The following is a 17,778-nucleotide window of genomic DNA, read 5'->3' as shown; positions in this document are numbered from 1 at the left end:
GCAAGGTTGGCTTGCGATGACAAGACATCCATATTCTGTGCGCGTGACAATGTGCGAGGTAAAAGTTCCATCGCAAAGGCAGTGACACCTTTGGTCGCATAAGTGTCAAGCTGAGTATTACGATATGGGTCAAGCATGCCAATGACAATCTGACCTGACGTTAAGCTTTCAATAGCTTCAGCTGGTAAGTCATTAACGGTGGTAATAATTCGAGACTGTGTGATTACCTCGGCGCTGCTGCTAGCAATATCGGCACCTGCAGCCTGATATAACTCATCAGCATAATATGCCGCTTGACCTGCACCTGACTGTATGACGACTTCAAACCCAAGCTTACGCAATTTTTTGACTGCGTCTGGGGTTATCGCTACACGGCTCTCGCTCGCGACATCTGCACTGATTACACCGATTTTCATACCGTCTCCTTACTTACGTCTAATGACTATACTTACGTCTCACGACTACCTTTAACACCCTCAACGCATATTTAAAAAGCACAGGGGACAAAAAAACCTTTGGTCATGGTTGGTTCAACATCATGACCAAAGATTATCAATTTAATAAATGATAGCGACTTTGCCATCATGCCTTTTTATTATAGAGACATCATCTGTCAACTTTCATTGCCTAATGATGACCCACAAGTAAAATAAAAAGTTAGGCATTTACACCATCTGCATAACTTTTATTGTTATATTAAAAATTTTTCCTTTTCAATTAAACACTAGACTTGACAAACTATCGGCTTATATCACTCAAATATCTGTCCTTTTTAAGGGTAACGTTAAAAAACACAAAACAACGACGGGTAGGTCAAGATACAATACTGCATATCGTATAATAAGAAAACTTGATACATAAATAGACTACCCATTGACTCACTATAATAAGGAATGACGATGTATTTTTTACTTTCCCCTGCCAAATCTTTAAATGAGAAAGATGCGGTGCCAGTGAACTTAGACAAATATTATAGTCAACCAGAGCTCATCAAACATGCGCAAGCATTGATGAAAAACTTAAAATCAAAAGAACCGATTGATTTACAAGAACTGATGGGCATTTCTGACGATTTGGCACAGCTCAATGCCAAGCGCAATCAAGAGTGGCGTTGGAGCAACGATAAGCCCTTTACTTTAGACAATGCCAAACCTGCAGGTTATCTATTCGATGGCGATGTTTATACTGGACTTGATATGTATCATATGGATAAAGACAGCGCCATTTACGTCAATAAGCATCTGGGTATCTTGTCTGGATTATATGGCGTACTGAAACCGCTCGATTTGATTCAACCCTATCGTTTAGAGATGGGTACCAAACTGAAAAATGAACGTGGTGATAACCTTTATAAATTTTGGGGCGAGAAAGTAACTGCCATTATTAATGCACGTATGGCAGATAGTGATGATAAGATTTTGATTAATCTGGCGTCAAATGAATATTTCAAAGTGGTCAAGAAGAAAGCGCTGAATGCGGAAATTATCACGCCACGATTTGAAGATGAAAAGAATGGTCAATACAAAGTGATTAGCTTCTATGCCAAAAAAGCACGTGGACTGATGGTGAAGTATGCTGCTGATAATAAGCTGACCAATGCTGAGCAGCTAAAGCAGTTTGATTTGGCGGGATATTATTACTGTGAAGAGGCTTCTGATGATAAAACGTGGACGTTTAGACGGGATGCGGTAGATCAGTAGCTTGATATGAATAACTACGGATAACGGATACTATAAAACTTGTCCATTATTTCAGGTATTTGCATAGGTAAACTATCCATATAAATATACTGTAGAGCTAACACCTTTTGTATCATATCAGCAGAATTTACCACAGTAGCTAGAAGCATTGCATTCAGTGCTTCTAGTCCATTAGAATTCTGTAATATTTGAATAATTAGAGGCTCTGGAAAACCGTCTTTCTTTCTCGAAAATGCATGCATACCTGTATGCACATATGAGTTTGCTGGTTTCATTGTTAATTCTTTAAACTCTCTCATCATTTGCACAGCTCTCTCCGGAACTATACCCTCTTTTGCCGCACATTCTAAATCATCCAAAATCGAATTGATTGTAGGTATACGTTTCTCCGACTGCGATGCATTTTGTTGTGTCAAAGGCTTATAAAATCTTTCAACAATCTCATCTTTAGCAACCCAGTATATCCATTGTGCTCTTATTAATGATTCAAATTGCAGGCGCAACAAGCTACTCGCTGAAATATTGCATCCCTCTTTAGCTAACGCGTGCACAGCATGGCCATGTTCAGATGAGATATCTGCCAAAATTAAAGTTGCTGTCTCTCTATGATTAAAACCATCGATACTAGGAATTTTATTCGTTTCACTTAATAGAGATTTACGAAAATCAATTGATTGTGAATAAAATCTTTTAAAGGCAATATTCAATACACTTCCTCTTTGGAAAACATTAATCTAACTTAATCTATCACAACTCAAATATTTTTCATATAAAGAGCCCTTGATGAACTAAATTTATCAAGGGCTTCCATATAACGACCTCTTAGCAGCTATACAGTAAAACGCAACTTATCTCTTGAGACATCAAGTACGACAGTTTGATCATATACGTTATAGGTATGGAGACGATCGATATCGTTTTCCCAATTGGGTTCGATATAACGCACAAAGGTTTCTTTATAAGATGTCGGTGTCAACTCTTCTACCAAATACAAAGCCACTCTACGCCCATACCTAATAGTGCCATCTTGAGCCGTACGAAACAGCTGACCATCTCTCTTAAATAGTGCACCTGCTAATCGTGACCCACGCACATCAATTTTTAAAGGCGCCGAGGGATGAATGGTCCAGTTATCTGACTCCAACTTATCAGACGTATAAATATGCAATTCCAAATCCATTGTAAGGACTGAAATTGAACCATGCGTGGTAAAAAGATACCATAAGCCATTGTGCTCAATAACGGCACTATCTGCTGCCTGAACCCCAGACACCAACTCATGAACTTTTTCCCACTTCTGCGGAAAATCCGTCGCTTTTAATAGGTTAATACAATTGGTCTTGGCGGCTTCTGGAATCATATATACAGCGTTTTCATGCTCGAATACATTAGGAAAGCTTAAATGGGAGCTAATACCTAAATCGACTGGTCCAGAATTGATAACTTGATGGTGCTCATCCAGTTCCACCCACTCTATACGGCCGATACCTTCTTTATAATTTAAGCTCTCAAAAAATATATAACGCCTTGAATCTCGCTCAATATAAAAAGGGTCAGCCCAAAAACATCCTTTTTCAGGCAATAGCTCAGTGTATGTTTGCATCGACTGATCAATAGAACCAATCAAAATACTCCAGTTATTGTGATAAAGACTCTTATAGAAAGTCTTTATCGTATAGTTTTTAAAAAAACTCATCAAATGCCGTATGGCAGTCAGTTGCTGGGGTTCTTCATAAATTGCATCGTCAAGCATTGAATTCGTCGAATTTCTACTTTTGACGCCAATTTTATTTTTATGGAAATACCAATACAATATCGATGCTGCGACACCATTTAATTTATGCTCGGTTAAATTATAGTCCCAGTAAAATAAAGAACCATATCCTCTCCCAACGACTTTATCACCATTAAGATGCTCATTTAACAGATGTAGCGTGACTACGCTATTCTCCCATTGTTCGGCAAACTGCCAATACAATGCTGATCCGCGTCTTTGTTTGGTTTCATCGCCGTAACGAAATAAGAGAATCCCTTTTTTTGAAACACTCAGAATTCTCCCTGCTAAGGTTCGAAAGCCAAATTTGATCAGATAATCTAGATTGGCGGCTTCAAGTTTCTCAATCACTGAATCCTCAATCTCATCATAAATTTTATCCTGATTTACGACTGATATTACGATGGGCATCGTACCATTAGCCACCAAGTTATGAATAGAATAACGCTTGGTATTACTCTTATTTCGAGAAAGAAAAGAAAATAACTTTTGATTAATGGAAGGAATAACTTTGGACAGACGAGACATGTGAGACGCTTGTTTTTTATCCCGTTGGACAGCAATACAAACCTCAACCTTGCCTTCATCGACGAGAGATTTTAATGGTTTAAACTTATACCATGGCAATGTTTCTTCTTCTACCAGAATCCCAAGCCTAATTTTTTTCATCATCATCACCTTGAATTGCACAAGAGTTTTTGGCTGGGCAGCCATAACACGTGCTCAATTGTCCTTTGATAAAGTATCAGTCCATTGATTATATTTATTAATTATATTTAAATAATAACATATATAAAAAAACTTTATATATTCAATGCTCTTGATAATGTCAGGTCGATTTTGTTGATCTAATTGGCATTGTACTTGTTGAAATCTTTGGGGTGCATCAAAGACCATGAGTAAATAGCAGGTAAAGTGTCACCACTAAGTCTGGGAAACAGCAACGCCCTTACTATGCCTGTCAATTGGCAACCTTTCCAAGCATAAAACACTTATCCAACACTATCGAATGAATGCATATAAAACTATGAATACCTCATATATCAATGAGTAGCGCTATAAAAATTAGGCAAAAAAAAGCCCTGCTATCTTCCGATAACAGAGCTTCTAATGATCAAATAAACTTTATGACAAAATCATACTTCTAGCGAAAAGCGATTTGTCGAGGAAGATGCGCAAAAATAGTACCTGTTGTACATTGAGCGCATCTGACGAAAAGAAATCGCTTTGTAGCAGAAGTAAAATTACATCATGCCGCCCATTCCACCCATACCGCCCATTCCACCAGCACCGCCCATGCCAGCCATACCGTCATCACCTTGTGGCAAATCAGTAATCATGACTTCGGTCGTTAGCATTAAGCCAGCTACAGATGCTGCATTTTCTAGCGCTGAACGAGCTACTTTAGCTGGATCAAGAATACCCATCTCTAGCATATCGCCGTATTCGCTAGAAGCTGCGTTGTAACCGTAGTTACCGCTGCCACTCTTCACTTCGTTGACTACCACTGATGCTTCTTCGCCAGCGTTGGTGACGATTTGACGTAATGGGGCTTCCATTGCGCGACGTAAGATATTGATACCCGCGTTTTGGTCATCGTTATCGCCACGTAGCTCAGACAATGCATTCATTGCACGAACTAAGGCAACACCGCCGCCAGGTACAACGCCTTCTTCAACCGCGGCACGAGTCGCATGTAGCGCATCGTCAACACGATCTTTCTTCTCTTTCATTTCAGTTTCAGTCGCAGCGCCAACTTTGATAACGGCAACGCCGCCAGCAAGTTTAGCCATACGCTCTTGAAGCTTTTCTTTGTCGTAGTCAGACGTTGATTCTTCAACTTGACGTTTGATAGATTCAACACGATTTTCGATGTCAGCAGAGTTACCAGCGCCATCAACGATTACGGTATTTTCTTTACCGACAGTGACTTTTTTAGCCGTACCAAGTTGCTCAAGAGTAGCAGTCTCTAAACTTAGACCAATCTCTTCAGAGATTACTGTACCGCCAGTTAGCGTTGCAATATCTTCTAGCATTGCTTTACGACGATCGCCGAAACCTGGTGCTTTAACGGCACAAGTTTTCAAGCCGCCACGCATGTTGTTGACAACCAATGTCGCCAATGCTTCGTTTTCAACGTCTTCAGCAATGATTAGCAATGGCTTGCTCTGCTGCATCACTTGCTCAAGTAATGGCACTATTTCACGAATATTGCTGATTTTTTTATCAACCAACAAGATATATGGGTTTTCAAATTCAGCGGTTAGGCTGTCTTGCTTGTTCGCAAAGTACGGGCTGATATAACCACGGTCAAACTGCATACCTTCGACAACTTCTAAGGTATCTTCAAAGCTTGAACCTTCTTCAACGGTGATAACGCCTTGCTTACCGACTTTTTCCATCGCTTGAGCAATTAGCTCACCGATTTTGGTGTCTGAGTTGGCAGAGATAGAACCAACTTGGGCAATCGCTTTTGAATCGTCAGCTGGTGTAGCTAGCAAATGAATTTGCTCAACAGCAGCGCGAACCGCTTTATCGATACCGCGTTTTAGATCCATTGGGTTCATGCCAGCGGCAACTGATTTCATGCCTTCTTGCAAGATAGATTGCGCCAATACGGTCGCAGTAGTCGTGCCATCACCAGCAACATCATTTGTGCGGCTAGCCACTTCACGGACCAACTGTGCGCCCATGTTTTCGAATTTGTTTTCAAGCTCGATTTCTTTGGCAACCGAAACACCATCTTTAGTGATGGTAGGCGCGCCAAATGACTTATCGATAACCACGTTACGACCTTTAGGGCCTAGGGTTACGCGTACTGCATTTGCTAGGATGTTTACGCCATCCATCATTTGTTTACGGGCATCAATGCCGAATTTTACGTCTTTTGCCATGTTAAATTACTCCACTATTATAAGTATGAGAATGCAATTAAATGTTTCAATGATTTTTCAATAATGTTGTCAAAATGCGCTGAGTATAAAAATACTCAAAAAGGACTAGCCTTCTAACACACCCAATACATCAGATTCTTTCATAATCAATAGTTCTTCGCCGTCAACTTTCACGGTTTGACCAGCATATTGACCGAACAAGACTTTGTCGCCAGTTTTTACATCTAACGCGCGAGTTTCGCCGTTGTCACGAATCTGACCGTTACCAGTTGCTAGCACTTCACCTTGTGACGGCTTTTCTTGAGCAGAACCAGGAAGCAAGATACCACCAGCTGTTTTTGTTTCTTCTTCTATGCGGCGGACAACGATGCGATCATGTAAAGGACGAATATTCATCAATATGTCTCCAATAATTTGGTTATTTGCAGTAAGGGTTTATTTGAATTAATGGTCTCAATACCAATATCTATAGGCGTTACTGCCTAAAACAGCATTCTAAAGATAAGCTTTGAGCTTGTATCAAAAAATGGGGGCAAAGTGAGTTAGCTTCAAGTGTAAAGCCCAAAAATTTACAAGAATTTTGCATATCGTGGATTATTTAGTTGGTAATAACGTTTATGAACAGTCATTTGATTGGGTTGCACCGTGTTAAAGGCCTTAGCAAGATTTTAAAAGCAGCCATATGAATGCTAAATTTCAACACCGAATTGAATTAGTTAAGTTACCGCATATCATTTACAACTGACCGATTAACTTACTCCTGCTTACTCAAGTTACAGCAAGTGACGCCTGATGATATCGCGCTCGATGCCAGCAACCTTGACTACAATAGCAACACCACAGGGACGGCCTTCACTCTTGAAAAGATAGCAGGACATGACCATTATAGTCCTTGAGAAAATAACAATAGTTATAAGCAATGCCATAAATAACAATTAAGGAATGTCCATGAGTTTTTTATCAAACGATCAAAAGTCATTAACAACCGATACTAATAATACTAAACGTAGCAAGTCTAAGTTTTTAACCGCCCTAACCACTGGGGCCAGTATTGCTACGATTGGAGCGATAAGTATGACTGCACCAACCCTTGCCAGCGCAAAGAATATCGAACCTTCAAGCGCCAACTACAGCTTTACCGTTGAGGACAAATATAAAGGCACGGCTACTCGCACGCTTAACAAATCAGGTAATACTTGGAAATATAATGTCAATGCTCGGGTGGCAGGTGTCGCAAGCGCTTCGCAAAACAGCACTTTTACCATCAACGGTAATAATGTCATTCCGACTCAAGCCAGCACCACTTATAAGCTATTAGGCGTTGGTCGTACGCATAAATTAGACTTCAATCCAAGCAGTAAAAAGGTGGTGAGTAACTATAAAGGCAAATCGACGACCATGAACATGGCACAACAAGCTTTTGATGATTTAAGTTTGGAAGTACAAATTCGCCAAGATTTATTGAACGGTAAATTCTCTGGCAACTATTACATGGCGAAAAAAGACAAAATAGAGAAAACCCCTTTCAAAAAATCTGGTAACACCAAGATTACCGTTCCAGCTGGCACATTTGATACTGTACGTGTCGACCGTATCCACGATGACAATAGTCGTTCTACCAGTTTTTGGCTCGCACCAAGCTTAGATTACCTACCAGTAAAAGTTAGCCAAATTAATGATGGCAAAAAGATGGATTTAGAATTAACCAAAGTAAATTAAGCTTTTTATTAAATAAGCAGAAATAGCATAAAAAAAGCGGCACTCTAAATAGAGCGCCGCTTTTTTATGTCTTAAATTTAGCGAAATCAACTAACGTGGCTGCTTAGCGACGTTGTTCATTGAAGGAAGACGCTTTAGTAGAATAAATAACCAAATATTGATGGCCAGTAATAAGACAAAATCAAGCAGATAAACCACTATCTCTGCCCAGCTGCTGCCGTAAACGCGGGTAAACAGCACCACACCACTCGCCCCCAAATAAACCAAGGTAAGCATACTGCCTATCAATAGCACATATGGCGAACGACCCCGTAGTATCGCGGGCGTCAAAATAAATGCTGGCACTAGCCATAATGCTTGCCAGGCGATACCGCCAATGATATCAGGACTACTGGGATTAAAAACATTGATAAAAATAGGTAGCCCAAGCAGTCTATAAACCAACCAAATCAGCCAAGTCACCATCAAGCGCTGACGAATGGGCGTAATTGGCTTTTTAAGCTTAGCAGGTTTGGCAGATTTTTTGGCTGGTGCGCTTATCTCACTATCGGAGCGGTTTGTGACCATTAGATATATTTATTTCCTAATTAATAGCGTTATATAAGACGTTGCATGCTATAAAAATCCGCTTAGCGAGTCCAGTTAGCTTGCGCCAATGCAGTAGCACTAATAGCCAAGCGACGACCTTGGGCGATAGCCAACTCGCGCTCATCTGCTGAGACGGGTTGATCATGTAACGCCCCACTCACGTGGCTGGCACCATAAGGCGAGCCACCACGATGAGTACGATTAAGCGCAGGCTCAGCATAAGGCACACCAACAAGGATCATGCCGTGATGCATCAACGGCAACATCATGGTCAACAATGTCGTCTCTTGACCGCCGTGCATAGAGCCGGTCGCAGTAAATACAGCAGCAGGTTTGTTCTGTAAATTACCTGCCAGCCAAATAGTGACCGTATTGTCCCAAAAATATTTCATGGGAGCAGCCATATTACCGAAGTGCGTCGGGCTACCAAGCGCCAAACCCATACAGTCTTTTAGATCGTCCATAGTGCAATACAAGTCACCTTCATCAGGTATTGCAGGCTTGCTCGACGTGGTCTCGGGTGCAACCGTTGGTACAGTACGGATACGGGCTGTCATACCAGCATCCTCAATACCTTGAGCGATAGCATAAGCCAATGTCTTAGTCGTACCGTAATTTGAATAATAGAGCACCAAAACATAAGGGGCGGTCTGACTCATTAGCAATACTTCCTCATAAAACCATGAATGTTATTGTTGATTCCAATTACCTACAACAGCTTCTATGCAGTCTATTTCTTTAGCATAAAACCTTATTGATTATGTAGCTATAGTCGATTCAATTTAAAAATAGTACAAGGCAATAAATAGTACAAGGCAATAAATAGTACAAGGCAATAAATAGTACAAGGCAACCGAGTGTAGCTGTATATTAAATACTTCAAGCGAGGTTAACGCTGTAATAATTTTATAGTGGAATGACTATATACATAATATATGACAGATACCGTAATATAGGCATATATTATGCCCCAGTCATTCACCGACATGCAAACAGCCTTGGTACACATTGTCGCTAATAACCTGCTAGAGAGGTTGCTGCCGTGCATTTTGACACAATTAAACCGCAGATGGTAACAGCATATCTTTGTTACACTACTGTCACTCAAACACATGCTAAATGGTCGATATGGAAAATTTATCAAAAAAAATCCCGTTTTTACATCAACGCTGGTTTCAATTTTTACGATTCTTGACTCGGCACTTTTTTGAAGACAATTGCCAGCAAAAAGCGGCATCGCTGACCTACACGACTATGTTGTCAATTGTACCCGTCCTAACCGTCCTATTGATGATCCTATCTTCTGTACCCGCACTTGCGTCCGTTAGAGCACAGATATATGAAGTGATTTATAGTAACTTGCTACCACAATCAAGTATGCAGGTCAGCGAGTATATCAATAGCTTCGCTGAAAAATCCTCAAATCTAACCATCATTGGGGCAATGGTGTTATTTTTTACGACCATTATGACGTTAACAACCATCGAGCGCGCATTTAACCAAATCTGGCGGGTAGAAAATCGCTCAGGCGGTATGAAAAGCATGCTGCGCTATTGGACCATCGTCACGTTAGGACCGTTAGTACTGGGTACGGCATTTCTTGCTTCAAGCGCGGTACAAAGTTTGAGTTTTTTAAACCGACAAATTGCTGGTTATGGCATTGACTGGTCTTTTTGGGTACAAGCTGTATCCATTGGTATCACTGTCGCAGGCTTTATTGGTATGTACTGGTTCATTCCAAAAGCACGCGTACCCGCGAAAAATGCAGCCATTGCTGGTCTCTTCGTCGCTATCGTATTCGAGCTGATGAAGCACCTGTTTGGTACAGTAATGGCAAACTTCACCAGTTATGAAGCGATTTACGGGGCTTTTGCGGCACTGCCCATCTTCTTATTATGGATATATTTGTCGTGGAATTTAATTCTATTAGGTGTTGAGATTAGCTATACCTTGACGATTTTTGAGACTGAAGAGGTCTATCCACGCCATCCGCTCCTAAGTTTGCTCGATATGCTAAACCTCATTTATACCCATCATTTAAAAGGGGAAGCGGTAAGCGAACAAGCGTTACGTAATGTATTAGGACGCAAAGAGCTACCGAAATGGTATACCTATATTAATTATCTGCAAGACAGCAATTTAATCACCATGACTGAAGATAATGATTATGTGCTCAAGAGAGATTTGAGCAAAATGACATTATGGGATTTTTATCGCACCCTACCTTACCCCTTGCCTATCAAAGATGAGCTAGATGAGATGGGGCCAGAGGATCAAAAACCTTGGCTTAGCTTGCTAGTCAATCGTTTTGAAAATACGGAAGCTTATGCCAAGCAACAGTTAGATCTACCGCTAAATGCTATTTTTGCCAATAGTGAGCCACGTAAAAAAGCTGATTCTAATGGAAAAGGCATCAAAGGCGGTCAATCAAATTTATTTAGAAAAACCTCAGCGACCACTGCAGCATTAGACAAGAATAAGCCGATCAAAGACAGCCCACACTTTGACCCAATAGCTTATGATAAAGACAGTGATATTGAATGCGATGAGCGGGACAATGAGATTCTTATTCCTAAAGATTTGAATGACTCTCAAACTAAAACCAATGGTAATCTCTTTAATCATAAAGGCGATATCATTACTGAATCAGATAACCCAAAAACGAATTAAGAAAAGCGTTAGTAATGAGTGAGGTATATTGAATAATAAAAATTAGTTTTCACTAGAGGTTATAATAGAACTTATTATTATACATCGAACAAAAGTCGTACGATATGCTAACACAGCTGTTATATTGCCTTAAAATTTATTAGGGCAATAACTTGAAAAATACAATAGCATTCCCAGTAACAGCGCTAAGCATTTGTATCGTATCTATTATGCTTTCTGCTTGTGGTGAAGGTGATGGCAGCACATCATCACTTGTACCACCAACCGTTAATCTACCAGTAGAAACGCCGCCTGTTAAACCACCCGTCACTACGCCTGTTAAGCCACCGGTAACTACGCCTATTAAACCACCAGTAACGAGTATTCCTGCAACGCCACTTGTGCCAGCTACGCCTATTAAACCACCAGTAACGAGTATTCCTGCTACGCCACTTGAACCAAGTACGCCTGTTAAACCACCAGTAACGAGCATTCCTGCTACGCCACTTGAACCAAGTACGCCTGTTAAGCCACCGGTAACGAGTATTCCTGCTACGCCACTTGAACCAAGTACGCCTATTAAATATCCAGAACCAAAAAAGGATATTGCTGATTTTTATTTATTAGGGTTTTTTGACCACGATGGTAGAGCGGGAGAAATTCGTGCTATTCGTCCAGACTTGGTTGGCGAATTTCAAGCGATGATACAGTTTGGGCAGAATCATACCGTTGATCCACAGGGTAACGAAGCAAAAAACATGCCGCGCCTGACGGCAGAAAAAGAGGCGCTGTTATTGGTGACGCCTACGCTTGAAATGGGTGACATTAATAAATTAGCGGCTGAAATTTACAAAGACGGAGGTTTATTACGAACTGTCAATTTAGCCGATCCGACTCAAATCCCAGACACGGATCAGACTAACACTGATCAGCGCGCACGCGTTGCTTACAGTAAGCGCGCATGGTCAACCAAACTCAACTGGGATGAGGTACAAGGTGGTCTCAAAATTCGCATTGTGGATGACCAAAATCGCAGCGGTGAACTGTCAGAAGATAACATAGATTTTGCCGCCCCTGGTGAGTTGGTATTGACCAATATCCGTCTAGGCATGTTAACGGATGCACCTCAATCTTGGGGTCATTATATGCTACGCGATCCAGAAAGAGCGGGTTCAGACTACTTCCAAACCATTCCAGCAGCACAAATGACCGTTGCTAGCTATGATGACATGAAGCTCGAACGAGTAATGGTCGCCAATGGCACTATTTATGATTCAGTCAGTGACTCAAATGATGCTGGCGTTTATGCTGGTGATATGCGCGAAAACACCGCGAAATCAACCTTTGGTGTTGGCATTAATTTAGCCAATTGGGGCGTCACCAGTGCTTCAATGCAAAGTCAAGAGCAACCGCAATTGACCCAGAACGTCAATGCGCATCACGCTCGCGGTAAATATAAGAATGGTGAATATAACCACGGCTTAAGCGGCGGTAATGGTATGTTGACCCTAATCGACTCTCAAGGTAATGAGTTCAGCCACGAAATCGGTCATCATTATGGCTTGGGTCATTATCCTGGTGAACAGAACGGCGATTTCTTTTGGGCCGAGCATCATGCCAATAGTGGCTGGGGCTATAATGGCGTCAGAAACAAAATGCGCAGCAACTTAGACTGGCCACGACAGGTCGAGGGTGATGATCTCACTGGTAAACCTCTTTTCTTAGCCACCTATGGCTATGGTCGCGATGCGATGTCTGGTGGATCACAGAGTGGCGCTTATTCAAACTATACTCACTATACGGGTTATAGTACAAAAATTAAGATACAGCCAGCATTTGATAAAGCAGTATTTGACGCTGACTCACCAACTGGCTATAAGAAATGGAATGCTGAGCTTAGAAAGATGGAAGTCATCCAGCCTAAAGTGTGGAAAGAATCCAAAAACGTTTGGTACAACAGTACCGACGGTAATTACTTAAAACCACGCTTACAAGGCGTGCCAGTATTTACCATTTTAGGCGGTTATGACCCTGTCGCGCAAAAAGGCATCATTTATCCAGAAGCACGTGGTAACTGGGGCAACGTTTTTGAGTTACCGACACCGCATAACTCGCTTGAATCAGCAAGCTGCTGGTTAAGCGTTACTTATAGTAATAACACGATTAATGATATTGCGTTGGCTCCTAATCGGATGACCAGTAACGCCAATAAGTTCCATATAAATTTAGCGATTGCAGACAATCCGAAAAAAGTAGATTTATACTGTAAAAAAGCCAATGAAGCACAAGTACAGCTCTCAACCATTGATATTCGTCAATATAGTGATGCGATTAAACCCGCGGTTACCTTTGGTAAAGAACAGGGCTATACGGCACTAAGAAAGGTAGAGTTATCAATCTTAGAGCAGAAACTTCTTGCTCAAGCAGAACATTCGACTATTAGTTTAGACGCCAACGGTCAGTTGTTATATGATTCTTACAAAGAGTATCGTGATGAGCTTAGCCCTTTAGCACTCCAAACATTAGAGCGTTATGAGAAGCAGCAAGAAACTCTAAATCGTCTAAACCGTTGGGTTAATGTCTATCGTACAGATTTAATCAAAAAAGAGCCTGAAGCACTTACCGAATTTCAAAAGTTTGTTGTAGATTTAGAGCTACAAGATGATAAACCTTTAGATAATGTGACTACTATCCGTAATGGCAACAACTGCCTTAAAGTTGAAACTCTAGAAGATGGTAAGTTAAATAGCTTTATTAGCGGCCCAAGTGGCTGTACTGGTGATGACTCTGAACAGTGGATTTACGATATTAAAGGCAAAATTCACAGCAAAATGGCATTAGATCAGTGCTTAACGGAACAAGGTTCTTGGGTGGTTTTGGGTGCTTGTAGCTTGGACTCGCCAGCGCAAGTTTGGGAGATGAACGGTACTGACCAAATCAAACAAGGTGGCAAATGCTTTGATTTGCGTACTGGTAATTTAGTAGATAATCGCGGAAGCTTAATTACTTACAATTGTAGTGGTGGCTGGAATCAGAAATGGACAACGTTAACCAAAAACCCAAGCTTTATCTTAGCAACCGCTGGTAACAACCTACCATTAATCGTAGATAGTCTGCAAAAACAGCCAGTATCGACGGATGATATGCAAACGCGTTCATTAAGTATGGACAGTAAAGAAGAGCCATCAGTGCTAGCAAAAGTAAGCACTGCGATAAGCAATTGGATTGACAATCTAGTCAGTTAACAAAAGAATTCATTATGCTAAAAATAAGCTCCTATGATAGGGGCTTATTTTTTACTAAATTTTTAATCTTTGTGGCTTATATGGTAAGGTAATTTACTTTTAAGAGTTTTTATTAGCCAAATAAAATCCTAGCTTAGTAATAAAAAATGGGTCACTTTTTAGGTCACTTGTGGAGCATATAATATTGAATAAACACCCTGAAAGTGGCTGGTTTAACTCTGCATTGCTGACAATAACGCATAGACTAAAGCAGTTTGCCAAGTTATGGTCGCTACAAACACTGACCGATTTGCCTGATCGACTAAGAAACCTATGGCAGCAGCTTATTGGCTCTTATTGGTTTATCCCAACGGCATGCGTCATCGTTGGAATATTGCTTGCGCCTTTATTGGTCACTATCGATCAACACTTTGACCGCGAAACTGTCAGAGAGATTACCTTTGCTTTTACCGGTGACGACGATGCGGCGCGCGCTATCATGACAGCGATTGCAGGCGCAGTATTAGGCGTAGCAGGCACGACCTTTTCCATTACAATCGCCGTGCTGTCGATGGCCTCTTCGCAATTTGGCCCACGGCTGTTGCGCAATTTTTTAACTGATACACCTAACCAGTTTGTGTTGGGAGCGTTTATTGGCACGTTTAGCTATAGTTTATTGGTGTTAAAATCCATCCATAAATATGACGTGGCTTTTGGTGTACCACAGCTCGCAGTAACTTTTGCGATTATCATGGCAATTATATGTGCGCTGCTGCTGGTGTACTTTGTACAGCATATGGTACATGCCATTCAAGCTTCCCATGTGATTCAAAACGCCAGCAATGATGCGATTAATAATATTCACTATTGGTATCGCGATCATTGCGACATCCAGCATCAACGCGATATAGAACATCATGACATTGAACAGTTTCATCACTGGTCAGCGATGCCCATCTATCCACCAAGCTCAGGTTATGTTCAACAATTTTACCTTGAGTCACTGATTACACTGACCCAAGACTATGGCGGCGTGGTGCAAATGCGTATTAATCTTGGCGATTATGTCACTGACAAAAACATCATCGGCTATTTTTACCAGCGGCCAGCAGATCATCCAAACAATCAACAGAAAACAGCGACGCCATCTTTAGCTGTGGTGCCGCGCGCGCCTGACGGAATTTTTTGGCAACGTTTTGCCGGCTGTATACGTATCGAACAACGATTGACTCATTCTAACGATATTGCTTATAGCTTGGGACAAATGACAGAAATCGCCGTCCGCGCCTTATCGCCCGGTATCAATGATCCAAAAACAGCGGTCAACTGCGTACAATCACTGACCAGTTGCTTAAGTATTATGATGCGTCGCCAGCCGCCCAGCCCCTATCATTTCTATACACCAGCACAAAACGATGATTCATCGAAAGCCGAAGTTAAACAGCGACGCTTGGCTATATTAGCCATAGTTACTCATACTCCCAAAATATCTGATTTTATCAATACCTCGCTTGGCGAGATACGTCGGTATGCAGCAGCAGATTTGATGGTCTTAAAAGCGCTATGTCAGGCGATGGTCAATCTAAGTTATGCTCGCGTAAATAACGCACAGCAGCAAACCCTATTGCATGAGATAAAACTGATTAAGCGCGCAGGAGAAGAAAACCTAAGCTATCAAGAGCTGATAGATGACTTGAGCGCGATGTGCCAACAAGCCCAACAATTTATACTTAGCAACGATGCTCGTCATCAGTATTTTAACTATGTTAGCGCGTTTGACGCCCATATTCGCCAAGCATTACAAACGCAATCAAAATAAAAAGACAAACGATAACTAAACTAAAATCAAACCTATTTAGTGTTTGTAAGCGCTAAGCTTATGACAATTTTAAACTCACTTGAGAATTTTTTCATGGCCCCTACCAGTAGCCTAACCATACTTGAAATCAGCGCCATATTCTTATCAATCACAGCCCTATTAACTTACGTTAACCATCGTTTTATTGGTCTACCGACCACGATTGGCGTGATGGTTATCTCCATTTTATTATCTATTGGCGCCATATTTTTGGGCTTTTTGGGATTTGATCAGCTGATTGATTATGAAGTAAGCTTATTAGAGCAGCTTGATTTTACCGAAGTCTTATTAGATGGCATGCTCTCTATGCTACTGTTCGCAGGAGCGCTGCACGTCAATATCAGCGATTTAAAACGTTATAAACTGCCTATTGGTATCCTTGCTTGCGTCGGTACCATCGTCTCTGCGATGCTTATCGCCACGGCGCTTTATTTTATGCTGCCGCTGCTTGGTTTCGGTTTGCCGTTTCTTTGGTGTTTGCTATTCGGTGCTCTAATATCACCGACCGACCCCATTGCCGTAATGGGTATTTTGGCATCGGCTGGCGCGCCAAAAAGTATAGAAACGGTCATCGCGGGTGAGTCTTTATTTAACGATGGTATCGGCGTCGTCATCTTTGTATTGCTGCTAGGTATTTTATCCAGTGGTGATATCCCAACCGCCAATTATGTGGCGCATACCTTAGCGGTTGAAGCCGGTGGCGGCATTATTTTTGGCTTAGTACTTGGGGCGATTTTGTATTACATGCTGAAAAGTATCGATAGCTATCAAGAAGAAGTGTTATTAACGCTTGCTGGTGTGATAGGTGGTTATGCACTCGCCAGCCATTGGCATTTATCAGGACCACTCGCCATGGTGATGATGGGGTTGATGGTTGGTAATCGCGGACGAGCATTGGCGATGAGCGATAAAACGCGGCATTATATTGATCTATTTTGGGAATTAATCGATGAAATTCTCAACGCTATTTTATTCGTACTCATCGGTTTAGAAGTAGTGATGATTGCTTATTCGGGTAATTTATTTATCGCCGCTGGCCTGACGATTGTCATTGCCCTAGTTGCACGTTTTATCGTTGTAGGTATGACGACCAAAACCTTCCATCGTCAGCTCGATTTACCGACTGGTGCATGGAAAGTGCTGACATGGGGCGGATTACGTGGGGGTATTTCGGTTGCTTTAGTGTTGCAGCTACCGCTGGGAACCGAACGCGATATCTTGTTGGCGCTCACTTATGCAGTGGTGATATTCTCTATCTTGGTGCAAGGTTTGAGTATTGGCAAAGTCGCCAAAAGCATTCGTACTGATAAAAGTACAGCAAAGCCATAATTTATAACCAGTTTTAAGCCCATCGTTTTAGCAAAAGAAAAGC

12 protein-coding genes and 1 pseudogene are annotated in these 17,778 nt (G+C 41.4%); 6 read left to right on the top strand and 7 right to left on the bottom strand.

Annotated elements, in window-relative coordinates; genetic code table 11:
- Positions 1–416: pseudogene (locus I3257_RS06715) on the bottom strand (NAD(P)(+) transhydrogenase (Re/Si-specific) subunit alpha); the annotation flags it as partial.
- 483 nt (positions 417–899) lie between these two features.
- Between I3257_RS06715 and yaaA the strand changes: the two are divergent.
- The gene (gene yaaA, locus I3257_RS06710; RefSeq protein WP_238049178.1) at positions 900–1,700 is read left to right on the top strand and encodes a peroxide stress protein YaaA; all 801 of its coding nucleotides are present in this window, start codon (positions 900–902) and stop codon (positions 1,698–1,700) included.
- Positions 1,701–1,714: 14 nt separating this feature from the next.
- Here yaaA and I3257_RS06705 read toward each other — a convergent pair whose 3' ends face one another.
- The 4 genes from I3257_RS06705 to I3257_RS06690 all read right to left on the bottom strand — a co-directional run bounded on the left by I3257_RS06705 (position 1,715) and on the right by I3257_RS06690 (position 6,764).
- A complete protein-coding gene (locus I3257_RS06705) occupies positions 1,715–2,407 on the bottom strand; it encodes a hypothetical protein (protein WP_238049177.1) in 693 nt (230 codons plus the stop codon).
- Between the two features lie 122 nt (positions 2,408–2,529).
- The gene (locus I3257_RS06700; RefSeq protein ID WP_238049176.1) at positions 2,530–4,188 is read right to left on the bottom strand and encodes a hypothetical protein; all 1,659 of its coding nucleotides are present in this window, start codon (positions 4,186–4,188) and stop codon (positions 2,530–2,532) included.
- 530 nt (positions 4,189–4,718) lie between these two features.
- Positions 4,719–6,368, bottom strand: coding sequence for a chaperonin GroEL (gene groL / locus I3257_RS06695; RefSeq protein ID WP_109591437.1), 1,650 nt, complete (start codon positions 6,366–6,368; stop codon positions 4,719–4,721).
- 105 nt (positions 6,369–6,473) lie between these two features.
- Entirely contained in the window at positions 6,474–6,764 is a 291-nt protein-coding gene (locus tag I3257_RS06690) for a co-chaperone GroES (protein WP_011279842.1), read from the bottom strand.
- A gap of 552 nt (positions 6,765–7,316) precedes the next feature.
- On the opposite strand from I3257_RS06690, the gene I3257_RS06685 reads away from it, so the two are divergent.
- Positions 7,317–8,087, top strand: coding sequence for a DUF3108 domain-containing protein (locus I3257_RS06685; protein ID WP_045446684.1), 771 nt, complete (start codon positions 7,317–7,319; stop codon positions 8,085–8,087).
- 90 nt (positions 8,088–8,177) lie between these two features.
- Here I3257_RS06685 and I3257_RS06680 read toward each other — a convergent pair whose 3' ends face one another.
- On the bottom strand, positions 8,178–8,654 hold the full coding sequence (locus I3257_RS06680; protein ID WP_238049175.1) for a hypothetical protein: 477 nt from the start codon (positions 8,652–8,654) through the stop codon (positions 8,178–8,180).
- Between the two features lie 62 nt (positions 8,655–8,716).
- Positions 8,717–9,334, bottom strand: a complete 618-nt coding sequence (gene wrbA / locus I3257_RS06675) for an NAD(P)H:quinone oxidoreductase (RefSeq protein WP_060490546.1) — start codon at positions 9,332–9,334, stop codon at positions 8,717–8,719.
- Between the two features lie 469 nt (positions 9,335–9,803).
- Here wrbA and I3257_RS06670 point away from each other — a divergent pair, with 469 nt between their 5' ends.
- From I3257_RS06670 to I3257_RS06655, 4 genes are all read left to right on the top strand, one after another.
- Positions 9,804–11,345 (top strand): YihY family inner membrane protein, encoded by a 1,542-nt coding sequence (locus I3257_RS06670; RefSeq protein ID WP_238049174.1) that lies wholly within the window; start codon positions 9,804–9,806, stop codon positions 11,343–11,345.
- 209 nt (positions 11,346–11,554) lie between these two features.
- Positions 11,555–14,569: a M66 family metalloprotease gene (locus I3257_RS06665; RefSeq protein ID WP_238049185.1), complete on the top strand. Its 3,015-nt coding sequence runs from the start codon at positions 11,555–11,557 to the stop codon at positions 14,567–14,569.
- Positions 14,570–14,753: 184 nt separating this feature from the next.
- Positions 14,754–16,367, top strand: a complete 1,614-nt coding sequence (locus tag I3257_RS06660; protein ID WP_238049173.1) for a DUF2254 domain-containing protein — start codon at positions 14,754–14,756, stop codon at positions 16,365–16,367.
- A 93-nt stretch (positions 16,368–16,460) separates the two neighbouring features.
- Positions 16,461–17,735 (top strand): sodium:proton antiporter, encoded by a 1,275-nt coding sequence (locus tag I3257_RS06655; RefSeq protein ID WP_087814710.1) that lies wholly within the window; start codon positions 16,461–16,463, stop codon positions 17,733–17,735.
- The last annotated feature ends 43 nt before the right edge of the window (positions 17,736–17,778 follow it).

Origin of the sequence: Psychrobacter sp. Ps7, from assembly GCF_022129225.1 — a bacterium.
GTDB lineage: Bacteria > Pseudomonadota > Gammaproteobacteria > Pseudomonadales > Moraxellaceae > Psychrobacter > Psychrobacter immobilis_A.
This window is presented reverse-complemented; position numbering and strand designations above follow the sequence as displayed.